At 68.5% G+C, this 25845-nt stretch carries 22 protein-coding genes; 7 read left to right on the top strand and 15 right to left on the bottom strand.

Translation table 11 applies throughout. The annotated features are described in order from the left end of the window. Positions 1-8: 8 nt before the first annotated feature. On the bottom strand, positions 9-1307 hold the full coding sequence (locus ACXPWS_RS31755; protein ID WP_458710456.1) for an MFS transporter: 1299 nt from the start codon (positions 1305-1307) through the stop codon (positions 9-11). Positions 1308-1429: 122 nt separating this feature from the next. Here ACXPWS_RS31755 and ACXPWS_RS31750 point away from each other — a divergent pair, with 122 nt between their 5' ends. Continuing rightward, positions 1430-2035 (top strand): YqgE/AlgH family protein, encoded by a 606-nt coding sequence (locus ACXPWS_RS31750; RefSeq protein WP_458710455.1) that lies wholly within the window; start codon positions 1430-1432, stop codon positions 2033-2035. A 7-nt stretch (positions 2036-2042) separates the two neighbouring features. Here ACXPWS_RS31750 and ACXPWS_RS31745 read toward each other — a convergent pair whose 3' ends face one another. Both ACXPWS_RS31745 and ACXPWS_RS31740 read right to left on the bottom strand, forming a co-directional pair. Continuing rightward, on the bottom strand, positions 2043-2420 hold the full coding sequence (locus ACXPWS_RS31745; RefSeq protein ID WP_458710454.1) for a hypothetical protein: 378 nt from the start codon (positions 2418-2420) through the stop codon (positions 2043-2045). A gap of 31 nt (positions 2421-2451) precedes the next feature. Further along, positions 2452-3507 carry an LpqN/LpqT family lipoprotein gene (locus ACXPWS_RS31740; RefSeq protein ID WP_458710453.1) on the bottom strand — a complete coding sequence of 352 codons (1056 nt, stop codon included), beginning with the start codon at positions 3505-3507 and terminating at the stop codon, positions 2452-2454. A 175-nt stretch (positions 3508-3682) separates the two neighbouring features. Between ACXPWS_RS31740 and leuS the strand changes: the two genes are divergently transcribed. Together leuS and fdhA are read left to right on the top strand one after the other, a co-directional pair. Further along, positions 3683-6547 carry a leucine--tRNA ligase gene (leuS, locus tag ACXPWS_RS31735; protein ID WP_458710452.1) on the top strand — a complete coding sequence of 955 codons (2865 nt, stop codon included), beginning with the start codon at positions 3683-3685 and terminating at the stop codon, positions 6545-6547. Positions 6548-6695: 148 nt separating this feature from the next. Next, positions 6696-7913, top strand: a complete 1218-nt coding sequence (gene fdhA / locus ACXPWS_RS31730) for a formaldehyde dehydrogenase, glutathione-independent (protein WP_458710451.1) — start codon at positions 6696-6698, stop codon at positions 7911-7913. A 2-nt stretch (positions 7914-7915) separates the two neighbouring features. Here the strand turns inward: fdhA and ACXPWS_RS31725 are convergent, their stop codons facing one another. Next, positions 7916-8581, bottom strand: coding sequence for an SDR family oxidoreductase (locus tag ACXPWS_RS31725; RefSeq protein ID WP_458710450.1), 666 nt, complete (start codon positions 8579-8581; stop codon positions 7916-7918). Between the two features lie 54 nt (positions 8582-8635). Between ACXPWS_RS31725 and ggh the strand changes: the two genes are divergently transcribed. Beyond that, positions 8636-9976 (top strand): glucosylglycerate hydrolase, encoded by a 1341-nt coding sequence (ggh, locus tag ACXPWS_RS31720; RefSeq protein ID WP_458710449.1) that lies wholly within the window; start codon positions 8636-8638, stop codon positions 9974-9976. Between the two features lies 1 nt (position 9977). On the opposite strand, the gene ACXPWS_RS31715 is transcribed toward ggh, so the two are convergent. The 11 genes from ACXPWS_RS31715 to ACXPWS_RS31665 all read right to left on the bottom strand — a co-directional run bounded on the left by ACXPWS_RS31715 (position 9978) and on the right by ACXPWS_RS31665 (position 21257). Beyond that, positions 9978-10451 (bottom strand): MarR family winged helix-turn-helix transcriptional regulator, encoded by a 474-nt coding sequence (locus tag ACXPWS_RS31715; protein ID WP_458710448.1) that lies wholly within the window; start codon positions 10449-10451, stop codon positions 9978-9980. A gap of 71 nt (positions 10452-10522) precedes the next feature. Continuing rightward, entirely contained in the window at positions 10523-11284 is a 762-nt protein-coding gene (locus ACXPWS_RS31710; RefSeq protein ID WP_458710447.1) for an amino acid ABC transporter ATP-binding protein, read from the bottom strand. Further along, positions 11284-13044 carry an ABC transporter substrate-binding protein/permease gene (locus ACXPWS_RS31705; protein ID WP_458710446.1) on the bottom strand — a complete coding sequence of 587 codons (1761 nt, stop codon included), beginning with the start codon at positions 13042-13044 and terminating at the stop codon, positions 11284-11286. The genes ACXPWS_RS31710 and ACXPWS_RS31705 overlap by 1 nt, the downstream gene beginning before the upstream one ends. A 44-nt stretch (positions 13045-13088) precedes the next feature. Further along, complete coding sequence (locus ACXPWS_RS31700; protein ID WP_458710445.1) at positions 13089-13766, bottom strand: GntR family transcriptional regulator; 678 nt, start codon at positions 13764-13766, stop codon at positions 13089-13091. 1 nt (position 13767) lies between these two features. Then, positions 13768-14544 carry an LLM class F420-dependent oxidoreductase gene (locus ACXPWS_RS31695; protein WP_458710444.1) on the bottom strand — a complete coding sequence of 259 codons (777 nt, stop codon included), beginning with the start codon at positions 14542-14544 and terminating at the stop codon, positions 13768-13770. A 17-nt stretch (positions 14545-14561) separates the two neighbouring features. Then, entirely contained in the window at positions 14562-16628 is a 2067-nt protein-coding gene (locus ACXPWS_RS31690; protein ID WP_458710443.1) for a PhoX family protein, read from the bottom strand. 109 nt (positions 16629-16737) lie between these two features. Then, complete coding sequence (locus tag ACXPWS_RS31685) at positions 16738-17634, bottom strand: alpha/beta fold hydrolase (protein WP_458710442.1); 897 nt, start codon at positions 17632-17634, stop codon at positions 16738-16740. Positions 17635-17673: 39 nt separating this feature from the next. Further along, entirely contained in the window at positions 17674-18762 is a 1089-nt protein-coding gene (locus ACXPWS_RS31680) for an inositol-3-phosphate synthase (protein WP_458710441.1), read from the bottom strand. Positions 18763-18820: 58 nt separating this feature from the next. Further along, positions 18821-19369, bottom strand: a complete 549-nt coding sequence (locus tag ACXPWS_RS31675; RefSeq protein ID WP_458710440.1) for a PadR family transcriptional regulator — start codon at positions 19367-19369, stop codon at positions 18821-18823. Positions 19370-19498: 129 nt separating this feature from the next. Further along, positions 19499-20362 carry a DUF1707 SHOCT-like domain-containing protein gene (locus ACXPWS_RS31670; RefSeq protein ID WP_458710439.1) on the bottom strand — a complete coding sequence of 288 codons (864 nt, stop codon included), beginning with the start codon at positions 20360-20362 and terminating at the stop codon, positions 19499-19501. Between the two features lie 37 nt (positions 20363-20399). After that, positions 20400-21257 (bottom strand): DUF1707 SHOCT-like domain-containing protein, encoded by an 858-nt coding sequence (locus tag ACXPWS_RS31665; RefSeq protein WP_458710438.1) that lies wholly within the window; start codon positions 21255-21257, stop codon positions 20400-20402. A 90-nt stretch (positions 21258-21347) separates the two neighbouring features. Here ACXPWS_RS31665 and ACXPWS_RS31660 point away from each other — a divergent pair, with 90 nt between their 5' ends. The 3 genes from ACXPWS_RS31660 to ACXPWS_RS31650 are packed head-to-tail and all read left to right on the top strand — an operon-like array spanning position 21348 to position 25832. Then, entirely contained in the window at positions 21348-21779 is a 432-nt protein-coding gene (locus ACXPWS_RS31660) for a DUF5318 family protein (RefSeq protein WP_090359708.1), read from the top strand. Continuing rightward, positions 21772-24168, top strand: a complete 2397-nt coding sequence (locus tag ACXPWS_RS31655) for a transglycosylase domain-containing protein (RefSeq protein ID WP_458710437.1) — start codon at positions 21772-21774, stop codon at positions 24166-24168. The genes ACXPWS_RS31660 and ACXPWS_RS31655 overlap by 8 nt, the downstream gene beginning before the upstream one ends. Next, complete coding sequence (locus ACXPWS_RS31650; protein ID WP_458710436.1) at positions 24165-25832, top strand: glycosyltransferase family 87 protein; 1668 nt, start codon at positions 24165-24167, stop codon at positions 25830-25832. Before ACXPWS_RS31655 ends, ACXPWS_RS31650 begins: the two co-directional genes overlap by 4 nt. Positions 25833-25845: the final 13 nt, after the last annotated feature.

The following is a 25845-nucleotide window of genomic DNA, read 5'->3' as shown; positions in this document are numbered from 1 at the left end:
TGAGCACCTTAACCGCGGTCTTCGGCCGGACCGCCTCGCCTACCCAGGAACGCGTGCAGCGCCAGCCCGCCGAGGTAGACCACCGCGCCGGCGCAGACCAGCGCGGCCGATCTGCCGTCGGTGGGGATCACCGTCGCCGCCGCGGCCACCGCCAGCACGAAGGACATCCAGAACAGCGAATCCTGGACGCTGAAGACATGTCCGCGCAGGGCGTCGTCGACGTCGATCTGCATGGCGCTGTCGGCGCACAGCTTCACCACCTGGCCGGCGGCGCCCAGGATGAAACCGCAGACGATCATCACCGGCAGTGCGAGCGTCACCGCACACAGCTGTACGACGGCGGCCAGCGCCAGGGCGCCGTTGGCGGCGCGATACCGGCCCCACTTGCCGACCACCGCGGGCGTCAGCACGGTCGCCAGAAAGGCGCCCAGGCCGCCCGCGGCCAGGAACAGCACGGTCTTACCCAAGCCGACGCCCGCCACTTCGCCGTCACCGATGTGCCGGACGATCACCAACACCAGCAGCGTGTTGACCCCGAAGGCCATCCGGTGGGCGGCCAGGCCGGTCAAGGTGGCGGCGACGGCGGGCACCGAGGCCACCGTCCGCACGCCGTGCACCCATCCGGTGAACACGGCGTAGGCCACCGACCCGTGCACGGCTCGGGCGGTGTCGTCGGGACCCAGCACATGGGAGGGGAAGCGCACCGACAGCAGCAGGGCCAGCGCGATCGGCACCGCGGCCAGGAAGATCACCGCCGAGGCACCGGCGTCGTCGGCGCCCAGCAGCCAGCGCGGCAGCAGCATGAAGTTCGCGCCGAGGAAGGTGGCCGCCGATCCGGTCGCGGTGGCCACCGAGTTCATCGCGACGACCTTGTCGCGCGGCACCACATGGGGTAGTGCCGCCGACAACCCGGACGACACGAACCGGGTGAATCCGTTCACGATCAGCGCACCGAGCAGCAGCACCAGGTTGCCCGCGTCGACGGCCAGCGCGGTGGCGACCGCGAGCACCAGCGTCAGCCGGCCGGCGTTGGCGCCCACCAGCACCCAGCGCCTGTCCCAGCGGTCCAGCAGTGGGCCGGCGAACGGACCGAGCACGGAGTACGGCAGGAACAACACGGCGAACGACAGCGCGATCTCCCACGGCGAGGCCGAGCGTTCCGGATTGAACAGGATGGCCCCCGCCAGGCCCGCCTGGAACAGTCCGTCACCGAACTGGCTGGCCATCCGCAGCTCCAGCAGCCGGCGGAACTCGGGCATGCCGCGGACCGCCTGCCAGCCGGTGTCGGGTGGGCGGGTGTCGGTCATGTGGTGTCAGATCCTGTCCGGGCCGGGATCGTGCCAACCGCACCCGGAATCCACCCTACAAATATCCCGGCGGGCCGTGCTTGATCATCGCGGGCCGCGGTCGCTGGTGCCATGATGGATGGGTGGCGCACCCAGAGGATCCGGAGGATTACGCGGCTCCGACGGCACCTCGTGTGCGGGCCGGAACCCTGCTGCTGGCCGAGACGGATCTGCTCGAGCCGACCTTCCGGCGCAGTGTCATCTACATCGTGGAACACAACGAGGGCGGAACGCTCGGGGTGGTGCTGAACCGGCCCAGCGAGACGGCCGTCTACAACGTGCTGCCGCAGTGGGCCAAGATCACGGTGAAACCGAAGACGATGTTCATCGGTGGCCCGGTGAAGCGGGACTCCGCGTTGTGCCTGGCCACCCTGCGGGCCGGGATGAGCGCCACCGATGTGCCGGGGCTGCGGCACGTGCAGGGCCGGGTGGTGATGGTGGACCTGGACTCCGACCCCGATGCGATCGCCCCGGTGGTCGAGGGGGTCCGGATCTTCGCCGGCTACTCCGGCTGGACCATCGGTCAGCTCGAGAGCGAGATCGAACGCGACGACTGGATCGTGTTGTCGGCGCTGCCGTCGGACCTGCACGCCGAGCCGCGCGGTGATCTGTGGGGCCGGGTACTCCGCCGCCAGCCGCTGCCGCTGTCCATGCTCGCGACGCACCCCATCGACGTCAGCCGGAACTGACCGCCGGTCAGCTGCAGGACAGCGTGCAGGACGCGCACGAACCGGCGCAGCCGGCAGAGCTGTCGGCACCCGAGCGTGCCCGGGCGAGTTCCGCGCCGGCTTCGGCCCGCGCCACCAGCTTGGCGTTCTGCCAGCAGCCGGCCGCGACGGTGCCGACCGCACCGAGCACGCACACCGTCAGCACCAGGAACGCCATCCCGCCGGGCTTGGCCAGCGCCACCACGGCGCCGGTGGCGAGCATGGCGGCAGCCGCGAACTGGGTGGGTGCGACGGCGCGCAGCACCTGACGGACCGGATCCCCGGAATGCGGCCTGCTCAGCGTCCAGCCGGCAACGGCGGCGGTGGCCACCGCGGCGCACAGACACAACACGGCGGCAAGTTGCATGCGCTCCAGGATACGAGGCGGTCGCTGCGGGTCAGCGGGGGAGGCCCAGCGCCAGCGGTGCGACGGCGGCGGCCGGAGCGACCGGAGCGACCGGAACCACCGGTGCCGGGGCCGCCGGAGCGGCAGGTGCCGGGACCGCGCCCGGTGCGGCCACCGGTGCGGCGGGTGCCGGCGCAGGCACGGCGCCGGGCGGCAGCACCTTGAATCCGTTGATGATCGCGTCGGTGGCCTCGCCGGATGCGACCGCGACGCTGGCCCCCGTCGTCACCGCCAGCGACACTAGATAGCGGTCCGGGCCGGCCGTCGCGAAGAGATTGTGCCGGGACGTGTTGAGCGTCATGTTGTTCTCGCGGTAGGTGCCCTCGATCCAGGAGATGGGCACGTCGTTGATGACCGAGATGCGGCCGTCGGTGGGTCGCCAGGCGGCCAGCTGCTGGCTGTCGACGAAACCGTGCCGGATGGCCTCGCGCGGATCGAAGTCACCGACCAGCTTGTAGACCAGGACCTGCGCGTTGGAGGTGTAGAGGCCGTCACCGCCGGTGCGGTCGGCGATCACCGCGAAGGCGTCGGGCACGTTGGGGTCGGGGACCTGCGACCAGCCGTTGGGCATCGGCAGCACGATGTGCAGGGCTTTGAAATCGCGGGCCGACTGCGGCTGCATGGTGACGCCCTTGGACGTCAGGTAATCCCGGATGGTGCCCGAATTGTCCGGGTTCAGCGGGATGGTGACCGGCTGGGCCATGGTCGAGGTGGCCGCCGGAGCCACCGGGGCGCCGGGAACGGCCGCGGTGCCCGGGACGGTCGGGGCGGCCAGCCCGGCGACGGGCGGCACGGCGGCGGGGGCGCCGGCCGGCACGCTCGCGGCCTGCGCGGGCACCAGCGGGTTGGCGTTCGGGGTGACGGTCACCGTCTGGGTGACGGTCGCCGGCGCCGGCAGCACCGGCTGCGGAGCGAGAGGTTCGGCCCCGGCGGTATTGCCCGCCAGACCCACCACGCCGGCAACGCCGGCCGCGGTCCCCGCGATCAGAATTCGCCAGCGGCGGCTGGTGTTCTGATTGACGGTCCCGCCGTCGCCCATTTTCCTCATCTGACGTCGGTCCTTTCCAGATCGTTCGCCAAGTCAGGGGCCGACTGTATCCGCGGCCATGGCCCGCTCACCAGGGCCGGAATCGAGCTGCAACCGTGCGCTGACCGCACTGCAATGGAACCTTTACCAACCCGTGGCCGAAGGCCGCCTTGGCGGCGCTTATACCCTGTTTGGCGTGACAAACCCGCCGGCCGACACCGATGCCGCCTCCGATGTTGATGCCCCGAGCCACCGCTACAACGCGCAACTGGCCGGTGCGATAGAGGCCGACTGGCAGCAGACGTGGGCGCAACGCGGCACGTTCAACGTGCCGAATCCGGTCGGCTCGCTCGCGCCCGCCGATGGCGGGCCGGTGCCGGCGGACAAGATGTTCGTCCAGGACATGTTCCCGTACCCGTCCGGTGAGGGCCTGCACGTCGGGCATCCGCTCGGCTACATCGCCACCGATGTCTACGCGCGGTATTTCCGGATGACCGGCCGCAACGTGCTGCATGCGCTGGGCTTCGACGCCTTCGGACTGCCCGCCGAGCAGTACGCCGTGCAGACCGGGACGCACCCGCGTATCCGCACCGAGGCCAATATCGTCAACTTCCGGCGGCAGCTGGGCCGGCTGGGCCTGGGCCACGACACCCGGCGCAGCTTTTCCACCACCGACGTCGACTTCTACAAGTGGACCCAGTGGATCTTCCTGCAGATTCACAACGCCTGGTTCGACCCCGAGGTCAACCGGGCCCGCCCGATCGCCGAGCTGATCGCCGAGTTCGAGTCGGGGACGCGGGCGGTGCCGGACGGTCGGGACTGGGCGGCGCTGTCGGCCGCCGAGCGGGCGGACGTGGTGGACGGCCACCGCCTGGTCTATCGCGCCGACTCGATGGTCAACTGGTGCCCCGGTCTGGGCACGGTGCTGGCCAACGAAGAGGTCACCTCCGACGGCCGCAGCGACCGCGGGAATTTTCCGGTCTTCCGGAAGCGCTTGCGGCAGTGGATGATGCGCATCACCGCCTACTCCGACCGGTTGCTCGACGATCTGGACACGCTGGACTGGCCGGACAAGGTCAAGGCCATGCAGCGCAACTGGATCGGCCGCTCCACCGGTGCCAGCGTGTTGTTCGGCACCGACGCAGGCGATGTCGAGGTGTTCACCACCCGGCCCGACACCCTGTTCGGCGCCACCTATCTGGTGTTGGCCCCCGAACACGATCGGGTCGACGCCCTGGTGGCCGCGCAATGGCCCGCGGGCACCGATGCGCGCTGGACCTACGGTGCGGCCACGCCGGCCGCCGCCGTCGCGGCGTACCGGGCCGCCATCGCGGCGAAGTCGGATCTGGAACGCCAGGAGAACAAGACCAAAACCGGTGTGTTCCTCGGCGTGTACGCCACCAATCCGGTGAACGGCCAACAGGTTCCGGTGTTCATCGCCGACTACGTGCTGGCCGGTTACGGTACCGGTGCCATCATGGCGGTGCCCGGCGGCGACCAGCGGGACTGGGAGTTCGCCACCGCGTTCGGCCTGCCCGTCATCGAGGTCATCTCGGGCGGCGATGTCAGCGAAGCGGCTTATACCGGCGACGGTGAACTGGTCAACAGCGACTACCTCAACGGCCTGCGTGTCGCCGACGCCAAGGACGTGGTGGTTTCCCGGTTGGAGGCCGACGGCCGCGGCCGGGCGCGGGTGGAGTTCAAGTTGCGCGACTGGCTGTTCGCCCGGCAGCGCTACTGGGGTGAGCCATTCCCCATCGTGTACGACGCCGACGGGCGCGCCCATCCGCTACCGGAATCGGCTCTGCCGGTGGAACTTCCGGATATCCCCGACTACGCGCCGGTGTCGTTCGACCCGGACGACGCCGACAGTGAGCCGTCCCCGCCGCTGGGCAAGGCCACCGACTGGGTGCACGTCGAGTTGGACCTCGGGGACGGCCTGAAGTCCTACACCCGCGACACCAACGTGATGCCGCAATGGGCGGGCAGCTCCTGGTACGAGCTGCGCTACACCGACCCGCAGAATCCGGATGAGCTGTGCGCCAGGGAGAACGAAGCCTATTGGATGGGTCCGCGGCCGGAGATCCACGGCCCAGGGGATCCGGGCGGCGTGGATCTGTACGTCGGCGGTGTCGAGCACGCGGTGCTGCACCTGCTGTACTGCCGGTTCTGGCACAAGGTGCTCTTCGACCTGGGTCATGTCAGCTCCAGCGAGCCGTACCGCCGGCTGGTCAACCAGGGTTACATCCAGGCATTCGCCTACACCGACGCCCGGGGCAGCTATGTGCCCGCCGCCGATGTCGTTGAGCGCGAAGGGAAATTCTTCTATCCCGGTCCCGACGGTGAGATCGAGGTCAATCAGGAATTCGGCAAGATCGGCAAGAGCCTGAAGAACTCGGTCTCGCCCGACGAGATCTGCGATGCGTACGGCGCGGACACCCTGCGCGTCTACGAGATGTCGATGGGTCCGCTGGAGGCCTCCCGGCCGTGGGCCACCAAGGACGTGGTCGGCGCGCACCGATTCCTGCAGCGGGTATGGCGCGCGGTCATCGACGAGACCACCGGCGCCGAGCGGGTGGCCGACCACGAGGCGCTCTCCGATGACACCCTGCGGGCACTGCACAAGACCATCGCCGGGGTCGCCGAAGACTATGCGGCCCTGCGCAACAACACCGCAGCGGCCAAGCTCATCGAGTACACCAACCATCTCACCAAGGAAGGGGTGACGGCCCGTGCCGCGGTCGAGCCGTTGGTACTGATGGTCGCCCCGCTGGCACCACACCTGGCGGAGGAGCTGTGGCGCCGGCTGGGTCACGACACCCCGCTGGCGCACGGGCCGTTCCCGGTCGCCGACGAGCGTTACCTCGTCGACGACACCGTCGAGTTCCCGGTTCAGGTCAACGGCAAGGTGCGCGGCAAGATCACCGTCGCGGCCGACGCGGACAAGGCCGCCCTCGAGGCGGCGGCGCTGGCCGACGAGAAGGTGCTGGCGTTCCTGGACGGGGCCACCCCGAAGAAGGTCATCGTGGTGCCCGGCAAGCTGGTCAACCTCGTCGTCTGAGCGAACCTGACCGTTGAGCTAGGTTCTGTCCACATTCGGGTATCTGCATGTCCCGGCGCGGATACTGGGGCGCAGGGCCGCCCGGCAGTGACGGAAATACCGTCTGAGAGAACGACATACGGTTCCCGCGGCCCGGTTGGAGCGCGCCATGAGTGATAACCGGATCGTCGTCTACAAGGGCCCGGGCAAGGTCGCCGTCGAGTCGGTGCCGTATCCGAAACTCGAGGTTCCCGCCGAGGTCGCCGCCGCGATGGGGATGAGCCGCAAAGCCGATCACGGCGTCATCCTCAAATGCGTGTCCACCAACATCTGCGGCTCGGATCAGCACATGGTCCGCGGCCGCACCACCGCGCCGGTCGGCCAGACCCTGGGTCACGAGATCACCGGCGAGATCGTCGAAAAAGGTTCCGACGTACAGTTTCTCGAAGTGGGCGATATCTGCACGGTACCGTTCAACATCGCTTGTGGACGATGCCGGAACTGTCGGGAGGGACAGACCGGCATCTGCCTCAACGTCAACCCTGCCCGAGCGGGTTCGGCATATGGCTACGTCGACATGGGCGGCTGGCTCGGTGGGCAGGCCGATTACGTGATGGTGCCGTTCGCCGACTTCAACCTGCTCAAGTTCCCCGACCGGGACGCGGCGCTGGCCAAGATCCGTGACCTGACCATGCTGTCGGACATCTTCCCGACCGGCTACCACGGCGCGAAGACCGCCGGCGTCACCACCGGGTCCACCGTGTACGTCGCAGGGGCGGGACCGGTCGGTCTGGCGGCCGCGTACTCGGCGCATCTGCTGGGCGCGGCGGTGGTGATCGTCGGTGACCTGAATGCCGACCGGCTCAAGCAGGCGGAATCGTTCGGCTGCGAGACCGTCGACATCGGCGCCGACGCCACATTGGAAGACCAGATCGCAAACATCCTGCACACCAACGAAGTCGACTGCGCCGTCGACGCGGTGGGCTTCGAAGCCAGCGGGCACGGGCACGGGGCGGGCGAGCAACCCGCCGCGGTGCTGAACTCCATCATGAACGCCACCAGGGCGGGCGGTTCCCTGGGCATCCCCGGGCTGTATGTCACCGGTGATCCCGGCGCCGCGGATGACGACGCCAAGCACGGCACGCTCAAGGTGCGGCTCGGCCTGGGCTGGGCGAAGAGCCACAGCTTCTACACCGGCCAGTGCCCGGTGCTCAAGTACAACCGCGGATTGATGATGAGCATCCTGCACGACAAGGCGCATATCGCCGACGCGGTGAACGCGACGGTCATCGGCCTCGAGGACGCACCGGACGGTTACGCCGCATTCGACTCAGGGGTGGCGCAGAAGTTCGTGCTCGATCCACACGGAATGGTGCCGGCGGCCTGAAATCACCGGGGGCGGACCACGATCTCGTGCACGTGGCCGTCCGGCGGGGTGGCCACGGCGTGGGCGACGAATGCGGCGACGGTCTCCGGACGCAGGAAGTGGGCTGAGTCGTAGGCCTTCTCTTCGTAGGCCGCCAGGTCGCGCTGCATCTCGGAGTCGGTGCGGCCCGGGAAGACCGAGGTGACCCGCAGGTCGGGCTCGTCGGCGCGCAATGAGTCGGCGAAGGCGCGCAGCGCGAACTTGCTGGCCGAATAGGACGCCATCCCGGCCGACACCGTGCGGCCGGCACCCGAGTTGATGAAGACGACGTGCCCGCGGGCGGCACGCAACTGGGGCAGCAGCGCCAGCGTCAATGCCACCGCACCGGTGACGTTGACCTCGAAGCTGGCCCGCCACTGCTCGGGGGTGGACTCCGCGACCCGGCCCGGATACAGCACGCCGGCGTTGTGCACCAGCACGTCGAGCTCGGCGAGCACCTCGGTGGCGGCCTCGATCGACTCCTGATCGGTGAGCTCCAGCGGCCAGGTCGGGGCGCCGAGTCGCTCGGCGAGCGCGTCCAGGCGGTCCGACGGCCGGCCGGCCAGCAGCAGGGTGTGGGTCGGGGCGAGGGCGGCGGCGATGGCGGAACCGATACCGCCGGCGGCGCCCGTGATCAAAGCGGTCGGCACGGTTTTGAGCGTACCGATCTGCACTTTGCGGTCCGGCGTCGCATGATGGATGCGATGCCACCCGATCCGAGCTTCGCCGCCACGCAACTTGCCGCCCGCGCGGCCTATCTGTTGCGCGGTAACGACCTGGGCACCATGACCACCGCGGCGCCTCTGCTGTACCCGCACATGTGGAGCTGGGACGCCGCCTTCGTCTCGATCGGCCTGGCGCCGCTGAGTGTGGAGCGGGCGGTGGTCGAGCTGGACACGCTGCTGTCCGCGCAGTGGTCCAACGGGATGATCCCGCACATCGTGTTCGCCAACGGGGTGGACGGCTACTTTCCCGGGCCGGCCCGCTGGGCCACCTCGGCGCTGGCGGCCAACGCCCCCCGCACCCGGCATACGTCCGGGATCACCCAGCCGCCGGTGCACGCCATCGCGGTGCAGCGCATCCTGGACCGGGCCAAGACCAGAGGCCGGTCCACCCGGGCGGTCGCCGAGGCGTTCCTGGACCGGCGCTGGGCCGATCTGGTGCGCTGGCATCGCTGGCTGGCCGAGAGCCGGGATCAGCAGGGGCACGGCCGGATCACGCTCTATCACGGCTGGGAATCCGGGATGGACAACTCGCCGCGCTGGGACAGTGCTTACGCGAACGTGGTTCCGGGCAACGTGCCCGAGTACCAGCGCGAGGACAACAAGATCAACACCGATGCCAGCCAGCGACCGTCGGATCTGGAATATGACCGCTACCTGTGGCTGCTGGAGGAGATGAAGTCGGCTCGCTACGACGACGACCTGCTGCCGAAGGTCATGAGTTTCGCCGTCGAGGATGTGTTCGTCTCGGCGGTGTTCTCGGTGGCGTGCACCGTGTTGGCCGAGATCGGCGAGGACTACAAGCGACCGCACGCCGACGTCCGCGACCTCTACGCGTGGGCGGACCGGTTCCGCGCCGGCGTGATCGAGACCGCCGACGAACGGACCGGGGCGGCAAGGGATTTCGATGTCCGATCGGAAAAGTGGGTGGCCACCGAGACGGTCGCGCAGTTCGCCCCGCTGCTGTGCGGGGGCCTGCCGCACGACAAGGAGCGCGCGCTGCTCAAGCTGCTGGAGGGCCCGCGGTTCTGCGGCCATCCGGATCTGAAGTACTCGCTGATCCCGTCCACCTCACCGGTGTCGCGGGACTTCCGGTCGCGCGAATACTGGCGCGGCCCGGTATGGCCGGTGATGACGTGGTTGTTCTCGTGGTGTTTCGCGCGCCGCGGCTGGTCCGAGCGGGCCCTGGTGCTGCGCCGGGAAGGATTGCGCCAGGCCAGCGACGGTACCTTCGCCGAGTACTACGAACCGTTCACCGGCGAACCGCTGGGCAGCATGCAGCAGTCCTGGACGGCGGCCGCCGTGCTGGACTGGCTGGGTTGAGCTAGTTACTGGCCTTCTCGATCGGCTGGGCCTGATCGGCCAGCCGGTCCAGTGAGCCGAGCGCGGCCAACAGGGTGCGCTGATCCTCGTCGGTGAGCTTGCCCACCAATTCGCCGAGGAAGGCCCGCCGGGTCTCCAGCGCCTCCCGATGCTGAATCAGCCCGCGCGGGGTCACCTCGACCAGCACGGCACGCAGGTCCGAGGGGTCGCGCGACCGCTTGACCAGGCCCAACTTCTCCAGCCGGCGGATGGCCACGGTGGTGGTGGGGGTGCGAACCCGCTCGTGGGCGGCCAGCTCGGTCATCCGGATCGGCCCACAGTCCAGCAGGGTCAACAGGATCGAGAGCTGGGCCAGCGTGAGGTCGCCGGCCTGACCCTTGTTGGTATCGCCGCGACGCAGCACGGAGAACAGCTTGGAGAGCACCCGCTGGAGCTCCCCGGCCAGCTCAGCGACCTGCGGTTCGGTCTCGACCATAATTCGCTAGTCTAACCTGTCTGTTCCTGCCAGGTCGGTTTCGTGGTCAAGTTCGCCCACCGACACCGAATTCAGAGCACCTGCGACAGGAAGCGGCGCAGCCGGTCGGTTTCGGCCGCCTCGAAGATCCGCTCCGGCGGACCCGATTCGACCACCGCGCCGTGGTCCATGAACACCACCGCGTCGGCGGTGGACCGGGCGAAGCCCATCTCGTGGGTCACCACCACCATGGTCATGCCGCCGTCGCCGAGTTCGGCGATCAACTCCAGGATGCCCTTGACCAGTTCGGGATCCAGCGCGGAGGTGGCCTCGTCGAAGAACATCACCTGCGGCGACATGGCCAGCGCCCGGGCGATGGCCACCCGCTGTTGCTGACCCCCGGACAGCGTGGCGGGACGGTCTTGCGCCTTGTGCCGCAAGCCAACTCGGTCCAGCTGCGCCAGCCCCAGTTCACGCGCCGCGTCGGCGGACAGGCCTTTGAGCTTGCGCGGCGCCAACGTCACATTGTCCAGCACGGTGCGGTGCGGAAAGAGGTTGAACTGCTGGAACACCATGCCGATCCGTTGCCGCAGCACATCGGGGTTGTCCTTGAGCACCGACCGTCCGTCGAGCAGGATGTCGCCCCGGTCGGGTTCGTACAGTCGGTTCAGCGTGCGCAGCAGCGTGGACTTACCCGAGCCGGACGGCCCGATGACCACTGCGGTGCTGCCCGCGGGCACCTGCACATCCACCCCGCGCAACACCGGATTCGATCCGAACGACAGATGAATGTCCTTGGCAGCCAGTGATACCGCAACTTTCCCCGTCGCTTCGCTCGCCCCTGGATCAGCCATCAGATCATCTCCTCCTGCACGGGGGCCGGCCGGCGGCCGGTGCGCAGCCGGTCGTCGATCACGTTGACCAGGTGGGTCAGTGGAATGGTCAGCAGCAGGTAGAACAACCCGGCCGCCACCAGGGGCGACAGGTTGCCGGTCTGCGCATTGAGGTCGCGGCCGACCTGGAACAGCTCGCGCTGGTTGGCCACCAGCCCGAGGAAGTACACCAGTGAGGACGCCTTGAGCAGCGAGATGAACTGGTTCACCAGCGCAGGCAGCACCCGGCGTATCCCCTGGGGCACCACCACCAGCCGCATCGACGAGCGGTAAGAAAATCCGAGTGCGCGGGAGGCCTCCAACTGTCCGGCCTCCACGCTCTGGATACCGGACCGGAAGATCTCCCCGACATAGGCGGCCGACATCAGACCCAGCGCGGCGATTCCGAGGGGATACGGATTGTTGCCTGTCAGTCCGCCCACGACGGGACCGACGCCCAGCCCGATGACCAGGATGATCACCACTTCGGGCAGGCCGCGGAAGATGTCGGTGTACACCCGCGCCGGCCAGCGCAGCCACCGCGACCGCGAGATACCCGCGATGGCCAGTGTCAGCCCGAGCAGCACGCCGATCACCGCGGCGCAGATGGTGAGGATCAGGGTGTTGGGCAGGCCCGTCTTGAACAGATCGGGGATGGCCTGGCGGTACAGATCCCAATCCAGGAAGGCCGAGCCCAGTTGGGCCAGGGTGGATTTGGGTGCCGCGCCGCCGGCCGCGGGTGCACCGGCGTGCTGGGCGGCGATGGCCGCGAAGTCCGGAAGCTGGGGCACCGGGGCGGCTTTGGAGCCGGGCTTCCAGCCCGGTGGCAGCGCGCGCGGCACCCAGTCGGCATACAGCTTGGCCCAGGTGCCGTCGGCGATCACCGCATCCAGCCCGGCATTGAGGGCGTCGATCAGCGGCTTGTTCTCCTTGGCGACCGCCCACGCGACGAAATTGTCCAGGCTGAACGTGTTTTCGACGATGGTGGCCGGATCGCCGGACTGCACCGTGCCGACCGCCTGTTGCGAGGGCGCCACCCAGGCGTCGATCTGCCGGGTCTTGAGGCTGGCGTAGACGGTGTTGTAGTCGGGGAACTTCACCGGATCCAGGTGCAGGGTGTCGACGACGTAGGCCTCCTGCACGGTGCCCTGCACGACGCCGATGCGCTGCCCCTTGGCCAGCTGCGAGAAGCCGGCGATCGGCGAACCGGTCGGCACGACGAGGGAGAAGTAGCCGAAGTCGTAGCCGTTGGTGAATCCGACGGTCTTGCGCCGGGCATCGGTGGTGGTGATCGAGGACGACCCGACATCGAAACGCCGCGAGGCGACCTGGGCCAGCAAGCCGGAGAAATCGGTGCCGACGAAGTTGACCTTCAACCCGATCCGGTCGGCGGCGGCGCGCAGCAGTTCGTTGTCGAAACCGGTGAACTGGCCGGCCGCGTTGATGCAGATGCTGGGCGGCGCATCGGAGAGCGTGCCGACGGTCAGCACCCCGGGAACGCCGAGGCCCAGTGCGGCCTTGTCGATGTCGGGCAGTGGTTCGACGGTGTCGGTGGTGTATTTGTCCGCGCCGGGTCCCTTGGCGGCGGCGGCCAGGTTGGTCGGGAGCGCACTGGCGCTGTCGACACCGGGAGGGGCGCACTGGTCGGCGCCCGCGGGTGCGGCGAAGCCAAGGGCGCACGTCAACAGCGCCACCAGGACCGCGATCACCACCCGGGCGAAGCGCTTGGGTACAGACGTCATCGTGGCAACCTATCGGTTGCGCGGCCGTCGGCCATCGCTTCGGCTCATTCAGAGTGCTTCCAGAACGTGCCCGCCGACATCGGCGGGGTGAGCACACCGCGGCGTACCAGCTCGGCCAGCATGACCCGTCCCATCAGGGTGGCGCCGGTCTGGCACGCGGCCCGCGCGGCATCCGGGTCACCGTCGGCGATGGCGTTGGTCTCGGTCTCGTAGTGCGCCAGCAGCGCCGGCCCGGCGTGCAGGTGGTCGGCCCAGAAGGCGCGCGGGATGAACGTCTGCGATGAGCCGATGGCCGCCTGCAGGCGCGGACCGGCATGCCGGTCGACCAGCAGTTGCCGGTACTCCCATGCGATGTCGTGGAAATTCTCGGTGCGCATCGCGGTACTGAGTTCCTTGAGCCGGTCGACGGTCTCGGCGCTCGCCTCGGTGGCCGCGCCCGCCGACACCAGCCCGTTGAGCACCCCGTAGAGGGTGTAGTGCTCGAGTAGCACCGCGGAGTCGAAGCGCTCGATGAACGCGCCGCGGTGATACCGGGTCGCGACGACACCGTCGTGCTCCAGTTGGGCCACCGCTTCCTGCACCGGGACCCGGCTCACCCCGAGCTCGGCGGCAAGTTCGTTGCGGTCCAGCCGATCTCCGGACCGCAGCTTGCCCGTCAGGATCAGCTGCGCGACGTGGCCGACAACCTGGTCGCGTTCGTTGACGCCGTACCGCTTGGGCATGTCACCGGCGGCTGTCGCGCCACCGCACCAGTTCCTCGGCGTCGGACAGGTCGTAGTCCGGCCCGTTGACACCGACGGTCAACAACGAAACACCGTGCGCGGTAACGGCTTCGGCGTTGGCGATCAGACCGTCGCCGCTGCGGTCGACCCCGGCGGACCGCTCGATGGCGCCGGGATCGCGGCCGACGTCGGCGCAGTGCCGGTCCAGCACGGCGGCCTTCTCCGGGTAGGTCTCGGCGGTGGTGAACCCGTGCCAGATGTGCGCGTACTGGGCGACGAGTTTGAGGGTCTTGCGCTCACCCTGGCCGCCGATCAGGATCGGGATCTCGCGCACCGGCTGTGGGTTCAGCTTGCCCAGCCGTGCGGTGATCCGCGGCATGGCCGCCGCGAGGTCGTCGAGTCTGCTTCCCGCGGTGCCGAAGTCGTAGCCGTACTCGTCGTAGTCCTTCTCCTTCCAGCCCGATCCGATGCCCAGGATCAGCCGGCCGTCGGAGATGTTGTCGACGGTGCGGGCCATATCGGCCAGCAGTTCGGGATTGCGGTAGGAGTTACAGCTGACCAGGGCGCCGATCTCGATGCGCGAGGTCTGCTCGGCCCAGGCGCCCAGCATGGTCCAGCACTCGTAGTGCGCCCCGTCGGGATCGCCGTACAGCGGGAAGAAATGATCCCAGTTGAATGCGATATCGACGCCGAGGTCCTCGGCCCGGCGCACCGCGTCGCGCATCAGACCGTAGTTGGGGGAGTGCTGGGGCTGCAGCTGAACACCGATACGAGTCATAGATACCAACCGTAGCGCTATACCCCGATCGCGCCACCGTCTCGCCAGACCGCGACGACCGCGGGCCGCGCCGGGGCGGTGCCCCCGTCGGGCCAGTGCGACAGCGGGTTGTCCAGGCTGTGGTCATCGCCTTCACCGGGATGCTGCACGCTCACGGTGACCAGGTCACCGGTCACCACCGGTCCGCAGGTTTCCGCCCCGACCGGCACCGTGAGGAACTGTTTGGTCTCCCCGCGCCGGTCCCCGTCCAGCGCGACGGCGAACAGGCCGTCGTTGGAATCCAGGGCGTTGCCGTCGGTGGAGATCCACAGGTTGCCGTGCGGATCGAAGGCGACGTTGTCCGGGCACGAGATGGGGCTGACCTTGGTCTTGTCGAATCCGCCGTAGTAGGTGTCGGCGGCCGCCGGGTCACCGCACACCAGCAGCAGGTCCCAGGTGAACGCGGTGCCACCGTGGTCGTCGGTGATCTCCAGGACCTGACCGTTCTTGTTCTCGTTGCGCGGGTTGGCCGCATCGGGCTTGGCCTTGCCGTTGGCGCCGCGCTTGTCGTTGTTGGTCAGCGCGACGTACACCTTGCCGGTCTTGGGGTTGGCTTCGAAATCCTCCGGGCGGTCCATCTTGGTGGCGCCGGCCTTGTCCGCAGCCAGCCGGGTGAACACCGCGACATCCTGCGCGGAGAACCCCTCGATCAAGGATTCCGCCTTGCCGTCGGGCCCGGAGTGCAGCAACGGAATCCATTGGCCGGTACCGGCGAAGGTGCCCTCGGCGGGCAGTTTGCCGCTGCCGTCGATCTCGCCGGCCGGGATATCGCTGGACAACTTGGCGACGTACAGCGTGCCCACGTCCAGCAGCGTCATGTTGTGCGCCATGGCTTCCGGTGTGTTACCGGGCTGGATCGTGTTGTCGGAGACGAACTTGTACATGTAGTCGAAGCGTTCGTCGTCGCCGGTGTACACCACCACCGTGCCGTCGGTGGTGACGTGGACGTTGGCTGCCTCGTGTTTGAAGCGGCCCAGCGCCGAGTGCTTCACCGGCGTGGAAGCGGGATCCCACGGGTTGATCTCGATGACGTAGCCGAACCGGTTGACCTCCAGCGGCGTCTTGGCCAGATCGAACTGCGGATCGAAGCGTTCCCACTTGAGTTCCGACGGTTCGGTGAGCACGCCGTAGCGCTTGTACCGGTCGGGATCGGCCGCCGGCGTGCCTTCGGCCGCACCGAAATAGGTGTGGAAGTTCTCCTCGCCGGACAGGATCGTGCCCCACGGTGTCACCCCGCCGGAGCAGTTGGCGAAGGTGCCGACGACGGTGCGCCCGGCCGGATCGGCGGCGGTCCGCACGGCGGGTGAACCCGCGGCAGGACCGGTGAGGGTGAAGGGCGTGTCGGCGGTGATGCGGCGGTTGTACCGGCCGATGACCGGGTGCAGGCCGCCGTGCGGGCTGCGCTCCACTTCGACCACCGACAGGCCCACCGCGCCGGTCTCGACGTCGAACTGTTCACGGGTCGGTGCGTCGGCATCGTAGCCGTGGAACATGAACTGGGGGCTCACATATTCGTGATTGGTGGCCAGCAGATAGCGCCCGGGCCGGCCTTCGATCGGCAGCAGCGCGGCGAAGTCGTTGTTGAAGCCGAACTGCTGACGCTGTGCGGCGCCGGTCTGCCGGTTGACGTCGAAGACCGGTGCGCCGGGCAGCACCGGGTCGCCCCAGCCGATCACGACGCGCTGGCGGTACCCGTCGGGGATGACGACGGCGTCCTCGGTATTGGGTTCCACACTGTCGAACCGCATCCCGGCCGGCGGCTGGCCGGCGGGTGTGGCCGGGGTGGAGCCCGGCGCGGCCGGGGGTGCGTCGGTGGCGCAGGCGGCCAGCGCCGATCCGGCACCGACGGCCAGCACCGCGACGCCGGTGGCGCGCAGCACCGAGCGGCGCGACATAGCGGCGACGATATCGCCGAAGTACTCGTTGGCACTGGTGTTGGGAGCCGGTCGGGAGCACGCGTCCCCGCAGCGGTTGCGGCACGTCACGTGCTGGCGCGACGAGCGGCCCTGGTGTGCGACAAAGAGATTCAGCGGTACGAGCGCCATGGGTGCGCAGATCCTTCCCCCAGAGAACCGGCCGCGGGCTGGGCGACCGGTGGGGCGAACCTACGTGAAGCTGGCAATCAACTGGTGAACAGCTGGCAACGTCTCGGGGTCAGCCCAGCACATCCTTGAGCAGCGCCACCAGCGCCGCGGGCTGATCCCCCTGCACGGAGTGCCCCGCGCCGTCCACGACGTGGGTGCGCAGGAAGCCCGGTGCGGTGCGGGCGAAGGTATCGGCATCCTCGTCGTTGACGAAGAACGAGTCGGCGCCGCGGATGAGTGTGGTGGGCATGGTGATCGCCGGCACGTCATCCCAGAGCCGTTCGAACCCGTCGCCCTTGCGGAACGAGTCGTAGCGCCACGTCCAGCTGCCGTCGTCGAGTTGTTTGGCGTTGTGGAAAACCCCGCGCCGCAACGAGTTCCGGTCCCGGTGCGGTGCCGCGGCGACGGTGGCGGCCAGGATCGCCTCGAATGTCGGGAAGGTCCGGTTCTCCTGCACCAGTGCGACGGTGCCCATCTGGGCCTTCGTCATCTCGGTGTGCCGTTCGGGTGCGGACGGGGTGACGTCGACCAGCACCAGCTCGGGCACCAGGGCGGGTTCGGTGGCCGCGATCCGCAGTGCCGTCAGGCCACCGAGGGACATGCCGACGACCAGCCGCGCATCGGGGGCGTGTTCACGCAGGATGGGGATGATCGCCTCGGCGCCGAGTTTGGGACCGTAGTCGCCGTCCTCGCGCCACGCGGAGCGGCCGTGTCCGGGCAGGTCGATGGCCAGCGCCGGCACGTCCAGGCCGAGGATGACGGTGTCCCAGGTGTGCGCGTTCTGGCCGCCGCCGTGCAGGAAGACCACCTGCGGGGAGGCATCGCCCCATTTGAGGAAACTGACCCGGCCGGCGTCGATTCGGGTCACCGGCGGGATCGATGCGGCGCCGATCTGGGCGGCGTTCTCGGGCAGCAGGGCGAATTCGTCCAGGCCCACCAGTTCGTCATCCGGGATCTGTGGAGTCATACCCGCAATCATTACGGGTACGACGCCACAAATCACCGACTAGCCGTGGATGAAGGTTTCCAGCTGGGTGCGGGCCACGTCGTCGGCCAGCTGCTGGGGCGGGCTCTTCATCAGGTACGCCGAGGCCGGGATGATCGGTCCGCCGATACCGCGGTCCTTGGCGATCTTGGCGGCGCGCACGGCGTCGATGATGATGCCGGCCGAGTTGGGGGAGTCCCAGACCTCGAGCTTGTACTCCAGGTTCAGCGGCACATCGCCGAAGGCGCGGCCTTCCAGGCGGACGTAGGCCCACTTGCGGTCATCGAGCCACGCGACGTGGTCGGACGGGCCGATGTGCACGTTCTTGTCGTCGATCTTGCCGGCCAGCGAGCCGGTCAGGTTGGAGGTGACGGCCTGGGTCTTGGACACCTTCTTGGACTCCAGCCGCTCACGCTCGAGCATGTTCTTGAAGTCCATGTTGCCGCCGACGTTGAGCTGGTAGGTCCGGTCCAGCGTGACGCCGCGGTCCTCGAACAGCTTGGCCATCACCCGGTGCGTGATGGTGGCGCCGACCTGGCTCTTGATGTCATCGCCGACGATCGGCACGCCGGCGTCGGTGAACTTCTTGGCCCACACCGGATCCGAGGCGATGAACACCGGCAGGGCGTTCACGAATGCCACGCCCGCGTCGATGGCGCACTGGGCGTAGAACTTGTCGGCCTCTTCGGAGCCGACGGGCAGGTAGGACACCAGCACGTCGACGTTGGCGTCCTTGAGCGTCTTGACGATGTCCACCGGTTCGGCGTCGGAGATCTCGATGGTCTCGGCGTAGTACTTGCCGATGCCGTCCAGGGTCGGCCCGCGCTGCACGACGATGTCGGTCGGCGGAACGTCGGCGATCTTGATGGTGTTGTTCTCGGAGGCGAAGATGGCCTCCGACAGGTCGAAGCCGACCTTCTTGGCGTCCACGTCGAACGCGGCGACGAACTTGACGTCGCGGACGTGGTACTTGCCGAACTTGACGTGCATCAAGCCGGGAACGTGGGCGTTCTCGTCGGCGTCCTGGTAGTACTGGACGCCCTGCACGAGCGAGGACGCGCAGTTGCCTACGCCGACGATTGCGACCCGAACCTCGTTCGACTCAGACATGTGACGCTCTCCTTCTCAAGCTTCCGTGCTTGTACCGGTTCGGATTGATCAGGGTTGATCAAGGTTGGTTTTCGGGGTGGCTCTGGGCTACCCGCTCGGCTGCGATCAACTCGTTGAGCCACTTCACTTCACGCTCGCTGGACTCCAGGCCCAGCTGATGCAACTGCTTGGTGTAGCGATCGAAGGAACTGCTTGCCCGGGCGATCGCCTCGCGCAGCCCTTCGCGGCGTTCCTCGACCTGACGGCGCCGGCCTTCCAGGATGCGCATCCTGGCCTCGGCCGGGGTGCGGTTGAAGAACGCCAGGTGCACACCGAAACCGTCGTCGGTGTAGTTCTGCGGTCCGGTGTCGGCGACCAACTCGGTGAAGCGCTGGGTACCTGTCTCGGTGAGCTGGTACACCCGGCGTGCCCGGCGCACCTTGAGGGTGCCCTCGGGTGCGGCGTCCTCGACGATCAGGCCATCGGCCTGCATGCGCCGCAGCGCGGGGTAGAGGGAACCGTAGGAGAAAGCCCGGAACGCGCCCAGCAGGCCGGTGAGGCGTTTGCGGAGTTCGTAGCCGTGCATGGGCGACTCGAGCAGCAGCCCGAGAATCGCGAGCTCCAGCATCGAATCACCTCCCCTGGTCGCCTTTGTCAAAGCCGATCGAATGTCACGTCGGCTCGACACGTCGGGCAATTGTATCGCGCCGATATATATGGCGCTAGGTGAGGGCGATATGCCGACGGCGTCCGAACGTCAGCTGGCGTAGTTGATGCGCTTGATGGTGCCGTCGCCGTTGAACTCGATGTAGCCGCTGTTCCCGAACTTCGGGGTGACGTACACGCTGATCTGGATGGCGCCCGGCGGGGCGGTCATATCGGTGTTGGGTTCGATGCTGACGTGGGTGTTCTTCACCTCGGCGGGGTTGATGCCGACGGCCTCGGCGGTCCCGCGGATCAGCCCGACCATCTTGGGGATGTCGAACGCGCCCAGGTCGACCACCCGGTCGCTGTCACTGACGGTGTCCTCGTTCGGATCGTCCCAGCCGCCGCGGTAGTAGTAGGTCAACCCGCGTCGCGGCTCTTTCGGGTCGGGGCGCTCCAGCGACGCGTAGTCCTCGAAGATGGTGATGCTGTAGCCCTTGGTGTCGCCGAATTTCTGCCGCATCTGCTCGAACAGACCGGTGAGCCCGCCCAGTGACTGCAGTTGCCGGGGCGGGGTCAGCACTTTGCCGGGGATGCCGTCGGCCTTGGCGCCGGGGTCGGTGGTGAAGCTCAGCGGCGAGGCGGTGTTGCCGTACAGGCCCCAGCCGATGGCGATGCCCAGGATCACCAGCACCGCTGCCACCGCCACCCGCAGGCCCCAGCCCGCGCCGGCTCCGGCCGCCGGGCCGCGCTCGGGTTTCAGGTTCGGCAGTTGGACCGGCGCGTTGCCCGTCTGCAGATCGCTGACCAGCCCCTGCAGTTCACCGAGGGTGGCCGCGCTGGTGGCCGCGGTGACGCGCTGCCGGTGTTCTTCCATGGACAGCTGGCCCTCGCTCAGTGCGCTGTCGAGCACCTTGCAGGTGTCATTGCGGTCGCTGTCTCTGGCCCGTGTTGCAGCCGTCTGCCGTGTCGCCACGCGATGATCGTAGGAGTTCCTCCGCACCCGCTGCAGGTCAGCTGGGATTCTCGACGCGCTTCACGTTCGCCGACGGGTCGAGGTAGAGGTAGCCGTTGGCGCCGGATTTCGTGATGACCCGCACTCGCAGCTCCAGCCCGCCCGCCGCGGCGACGTGGTCGATGTCCAGTTCGCTGCCCTCCACGTCCTGCGGAGCGATGTGCAGGGTGGCGGGGGCGGCCGCCAGCGCCGCGGCGGTGGCGGGAATGTCGAAGGCGGCCAGATCGGTCAGGTCGTCGGTGTCGGAGCGGTCGCGTTTGGACGGATCGTCCCAGCCGCCGCGATACGGGTAGACCATCATCGAATGCTCGTCGGCCGGGTCGGGCCGCGCCAGCACCGCCTGGTCGGACGAGATGCCCAGTTCGTAGCCCATGGTGTCGCCGAACCGATCGCGGATGGCGTCGATCACCGCCGTCAGGCCCTCGACACTGTGCAGTTCACGCACCGGTCGCAGCACCACCGGAGGCACCGCGTCGGGCACCGGTGCTGCGACGGTGCTGAGCACCACGTGCGGTTCCGGGACCGGGGCCACCGGAGTCGGGCTGCTCGCCGGTGCTGGAGCGTCGTCGGTGGCCAGGCCCCAGCCGACCGCTGCGGCGACCACGACGATGACGCCGGCGCCGGCCAGGATCGGGCCGCGCGGCCGCGCCGATCGCGGGCCCGGCTGTGGCGTCCCGGAATCGAACTGCAAATCGCCCACCAACGGCTCCAACTCGCCGAGTGTGGTTGCTGTCACGGCGGCAGCGACGCGGCGCCGGTGCTCCTCGCCGGTGAGCTGGCCGTCGGCCAGCGCGTTGTCCAGAATTCGGCACGTCGCGTCGCGGTCGCTGTCCTTCGCCCGGGTGCGCGCTGCCATGGCGCAGATCGTATTGCCAGCGGCCCCGCCGCGCTGATGCTCGGTGCAGTCCTGACTCGCCCGGCTGGGGGCCGACGTACTCTGGTTAACGTGCGATTGCAGCGACAGGTGGTGGATTACGCGCTCCGGCGCCGATCACTGCTGGCCGAGGTGTACTCCGGGCGTACCGGGGTCACCGAGGTGTGCGACGCCAATCCCTACTTATTGCGTGCCGCCAAATACCACGGGAAACCCAGCTCGGTGATGTGCCCGATCTGCCGCAAAGAACAGCTCACCCTGGTGTCGTGGGTTTTTGGTGACCATCTCGGTCCGGTGTCGGGTTCGGCCCGCACCGCTGAAGAGCTGGTGCTGTTGGCGACGCGCTACGACGAGTTCGCGGTACATGTGGTGGAGGTATGCCGGACCTGCAGTTGGAACCATCTGGTCAAGTCGTACGTGCTGGGGGCCCCGCGGTCACCCAAGGCGCCCAAGGCGCCCCGCACTCGAACGGCGCGTTCCGGCGCGCGTACGGCCAGTGAATAGCGAAGGGCGCCATACGAGGTCAGCGGGAGATGCCGAACAGGGGCATGCCGCTGCCGCAGGCGCGCGCCGCCGGGCCAACGTTCCGCCCGATGACCGGCAGACCACCTTGTTGCCGCCCGTTCGCAATGTCACCGAGCCGCATCTGCGCGACCCGATCGACGTCGTCAAGGCGGCGCTGGACGGCGCACCGCCACGCAAACCGCCGCCCCCGCCGCCGGCACCCCCGCGGCCACCGGTAGGCGGCCCGCCGCCCGGGCCGCCGGCCGCGCCGCGCGGCAAGTTCCAGTGGAAGTGGGTGCGCCGCGCCGTCTATCTCGGACTGGTGCTCTTTCTGGTGCTGCCGTTCGTCACGTTCGCGATGGCCTACCTGATCGTCGACGTGCCCAAGCCCGGTGACATCCGCACCGCGCAGGTGTCCACCATCCTGGCCAGCGACGGCAGCGAACTGGCACGGATCATTCCGCCCGAGGGCAACCGCAACGACGTCAGCATCAACCAGATCCCGGTGCACGTGCGTGACGCGGTGATGGCCGCCGAGGACCGCGACTTCTACAGCAACCCGGGGTTCTCGCTGTCCGGGTTCGCCCGCGCCTTCAAGAACAACATCTTCGGTGGTGACCTGCAGGGCGGGTCGACCATCACCCAGCAGTACGTGAAGAACGCCTTGGTCGGCGACGCGCGGTCAGGTCTGGGCGGCGTAGTCCGCAAGGCCAAAGAACTCGTCATCTCGACGAAGATGTCCCGCGAATGGGGCAAGGACCAGGTGCTGGAGTCCTACCTCAACATCATCTATTTCGGCCGGGGCGCGTACGGCATCTCGGCCGCGGCCAAGGCCTACTTCGACAAACCCGTCGAACAGCTCGACGTCGCCGAAGGTGCGTTGCTCGCCGCGCTGATCCAGCGCCCCTCCACACTCGACCCGGCGGTCGACCCGGAGGGCGCGGCGGACCGGTGGAACTGGGTGCTCGACGGCATGGTCGACATCGGCGCCCTGTCCAAGACCGACCGGGCCGCGCAGGTGTTCCCGCCGACCGTGCCGCCCGAGCAGGCCAGCCAGCAGAACCAGACGACCGGGCCGAACGGGCTGATCGAGCGCCAGGTCACCAAGGAACTGATGGACCTGTTCAACATCAACGAGCAGACGCTGAACACCGAGGGCCTGCAGGTCACCACGACCATCGACCCGACCGCACAGAAGGCGGCCGAGGACGCGGTCACCAAGACCCTGGACGGGCAGATGCCCGACATGCGGGCCGCCGCGGTCTCCATCGACCCCAAGACCGGCGGCATCAAGGCCTACTACGGCGGCTCCGACGCGCAGGGTTTCGATTTCGCGCAGGCCGGTCTTCCGACGGGTTCGTCGTTCAAGGTGTTCGCTCTGGTCGCCGCGCTGCAGCAGGGCATCGGGCTGGGCTACCAGGTGGACAGCTCGCCGGTGACGGTCAACGGCATCAAGATCACCAACGTCGAGGGCGAGGGCTGCGGTGTCTGCAACATCGCCGAGGCGCTGAAGCGGTCGCTCAACACCAGCTACTACCGGCTGATGCTCAAGCTCAAGAACGGCCCGCAGGACGTGGCCGACGCGGCGCACAGCGCCGGCATCGCCGAGAGCTTCCCCGGCGTCGACCACACCTTGAGTGAGGACGGCAAGGGCGGGCCGCCGAACAACGGTGTCGTGCTGGGCCAGTACCAGAGCCGCGTCCTCGACATGGCCTCGGCGTACGCGACGCTGGCCGACTCGGGCACCTATCACAAGCCGCATTTCGTGCAGAAGGTCGTCGACGCCGACGGCAAGGTGCTCTTCGACGCCGCGCAGCAGGACAACACCGGCGAACAGCGCATCGACAAGGCGGTGGCCGACAACGTCACCTCGGCCATGCAGCCGATCGCCGGGTGGTCCAACGGGCACAACCTGGCCGGCGGGCGCCCGTCGGCGGCCAAGACCGGGACCAACCAGCTCGGTGACACCGGCGCCAACCGGGACGCCTGGATGGTCGGCTACACACCGTCGCTGTCGACGGCTGTCTGGGTGGGCACCACGTCGGGCACGAAGCCGCTGGTCAATCAGTGGGGCGGCCCGGTGTACGGGTCCGGTCTGCCGTCCGACATCTGGAAGTCGACGATGGACGGTGCGCTCAAGGGCACCGACAACGAGACGTTCCCCAAGCCGACCGATATCGGTGGCTACGCGGGTGTGCCGCAAGCGCCCCCGCCGCCCCCGCCGGTGGCGGTCCCGCCGCCGCCGTCGGAGACGGTGATCCAGCCGACCCTGGAGATCGCGCCCGGCGTGACCATCCCGTGGGGCCCGCCGACCACCGTGCCGCTGGGCCCGCCCCCGCCGGGTGATCCCAATGCTCCCGCGCCGCCTGGGCCGCCGCCGCCACCGTGACCGAACCCGAAGAGCCGCAGACGGTTTCCCCGGCACCGCTGGCGCGTGATCTGCGCAGCGCCCATGACCGGGACCTGCCGAGCCGAACGGATGTGCTCGGTTCGGCCCTGTCGCACACCATCGGTGGGCCGGTGGGACGGCATGCCCTGATCGGGCGGGGGCGGTTCTTCACCCCGCTGCGGGTGATGCTGGTGATCGGGGTGATCTTCCTGGCGCTGGGTTACTCGACGAAGGCCGCGTGCCTGCAGTCCACCAACAGCGGCACCGCCGCCCAGCGCGTCGCCAACTGGCAGAACCAGCGGGCCTATTACGAGCTGTGCTATTCGGACACGGTGCCGCTGTACACCGCGGAACTGTTGAGCCAGGGCAAGTTTCCGTACAAGTCCAGCTGGGTGGACGTGGACAGCACCGGCAAGCCCAACGTCCAGTACGACGGCAGCCCGGCCATCCGGTACATGGAGTATCCGGTGTTGACCGGTGTCTACCAGTACCTGTCCATGACGCTGGCCAAGACGTATTCCGCACTCACCAAGCTGGTCTCGGTGCCGTTGGTGGCCGAAGTGGTGATGTTCTTCAACATCTCCGCGTTCGGTCTCGGGCTGGCGTGGCTGGCGACGGTGTGGGCCACGGCGCTGCTGGCGGGACGCCGGATCTGGGACGCCGCGCTGGTCGCGGCATCGCCGCTGGTGATCTTTCAGATCTTCACCAATTTCGACGCCCTGGCGGCCGCGTGCGCTGCGGGCGCCATGCTGGCGTGGGCGCGCCGAAGGCCCGCCGTGGCGGGGGCGCTCATCGGTATCGGGGTGGCGCTCAAGCTGTATCCACTGCTGTTGATGGTGCCGCTGGTGATCCTGGCGCTGCGCACCGGCCGGTGGCGCGCGGTCGGCACGACGGCGCTGACGGCGGTCAGTACTTGGATTCTGGTGAATCTGCCTGTGCTGCTGCTGTTTCCGCGCGGCTGGTCGGAGTTCTTCCGGCTGAACACCCGGCGCGGGGACGATATGGACTCGCTGTACAACGTGGTGAAGTCGTTCACCGGGTGGCGTGGGTTCGATCCGCATCTGGGGTTCTGGGAGCCGCCCTCGGTGACCAACGCGGTGACCGCGGTGCTGTTCGCGTTGTGCTGCGCGGCGATCGGGTATGTCGCGCTGACCGCCCGGCAGCGGCCGCGGGTGGCGCAGCTGGCCTTCCTGGTGGTGGCCGCCTTCCTGCTGACCAACAAGGTGTGGAGCCCGCAGTTCTCGCTGTGGCTGGTGCCGCTGGCTGTGCTGGCCTTGCCGCACCGGCGAATCCTGTTGGCCTGGATGACGATCGACGCGCTCGTGTGGATACCGCGGATGCTGTACCTGTACGGCGAGCAGAACCGCGGCCTGCCCGAGCAGTGGTTCACCGCGACCGTGCTGCTGCGCGATATCGCGGTGCTGGCGCTGATCGCGCTGGTGATCCGCCAGATCTACCGGCCCGAACTGGACCTGGTGCGCCATCACGGCAGGATCGACGACCCGTCCGGCGGTGCGTTCGACGGTGCCCCCGACGCCTTCCCGACGTGGTGGCCGGCGCGCCTGCGCCCGCGCGAAGTCCTGGTGGGCCCCGTTCCCGCGTCGGATGCCGAGCTGGCCGACGCTGACCGCGCGAGTGCGGTTTCGTCGGCGACACGCCGCTGAGCGCTGTTCGGAT

The sequence above is a fragment of the Mycobacterium sp. BMJ-28 genome (assembly GCF_054404835.1).
The sequence above is the reverse complement of the archived record's forward strand: the minus strand, read 5'-3'. Positions and strand labels throughout refer to the sequence as shown.

Excerpts from the sequence above, each read along its gene's own strand:
- ACXPWS_RS31740 (WP_458710453.1), bottom strand. The coding sequence starts at position 3,507 with ATGAGGAAAATGGGCGACGGCGGGACCGTCAATCAGAACACCAGCCGC.
- ACXPWS_RS31665 (WP_458710438.1), bottom strand. The coding sequence starts at position 21,257 with ATGGCAGCGCGCACCCGGGCGAAGGACAGCGACCGCGACGCGACGTGC.
- ACXPWS_RS31690 (WP_458710443.1), bottom strand. The coding sequence starts at position 16,628 with ATGGCGCTCGTACCGCTGAATCTCTTTGTCGCACACCAGGGCCGCTCG.
- ACXPWS_RS31680 (WP_458710441.1), bottom strand. The coding sequence starts at position 18,762 with ATGTCTGAGTCGAACGAGGTTCGGGTCGCAATCGTCGGCGTAGGCAAC.
- ACXPWS_RS31715 (WP_458710448.1), bottom strand. The coding sequence starts at position 10,451 with ATGGTCGAGACCGAACCGCAGGTCGCTGAGCTGGCCGGGGAGCTCCAG.
- ACXPWS_RS31710 (WP_458710447.1), bottom strand. The coding sequence starts at position 11,284 with ATGGCTGATCCAGGGGCGAGCGAAGCGACGGGGAAAGTTGCGGTATCA.
- ACXPWS_RS31675 (WP_458710440.1), bottom strand. The coding sequence starts at position 19,369 with ATGCTGGAGCTCGCGATTCTCGGGCTGCTGCTCGAGTCGCCCATGCAC.
- ACXPWS_RS31700 (WP_458710445.1), bottom strand. The coding sequence starts at position 13,766 with ATGCCCAAGCGGTACGGCGTCAACGAACGCGACCAGGTTGTCGGCCAC.
- ACXPWS_RS31745 (WP_458710454.1), bottom strand. The coding sequence starts at position 2,420 with ATGCAACTTGCCGCCGTGTTGTGTCTGTGCGCCGCGGTGGCCACCGCC.
- fdhA (WP_458710451.1), top strand. The coding sequence starts at position 6,696 with ATGAGTGATAACCGGATCGTCGTCTACAAGGGCCCGGGCAAGGTCGCC.
- ACXPWS_RS31685 (WP_458710442.1), bottom strand. The coding sequence starts at position 17,634 with ATGACTCCACAGATCCCGGATGACGAACTGGTGGGCCTGGACGAATTC.
- ACXPWS_RS31695 (WP_458710444.1), bottom strand. The coding sequence starts at position 14,544 with ATGACTCGTATCGGTGTTCAGCTGCAGCCCCAGCACTCCCCCAACTAC.
- ACXPWS_RS31705 (WP_458710446.1), bottom strand. The coding sequence starts at position 13,044 with ATGACGTCTGTACCCAAGCGCTTCGCCCGGGTGGTGATCGCGGTCCTG.
- ACXPWS_RS31755 (WP_458710456.1), bottom strand. The coding sequence starts at position 1,307 with ATGACCGACACCCGCCCACCCGACACCGGCTGGCAGGCGGTCCGCGGC.
- ggh (WP_458710449.1), top strand. The coding sequence starts at position 8,636 with ATGCCACCCGATCCGAGCTTCGCCGCCACGCAACTTGCCGCCCGCGCG.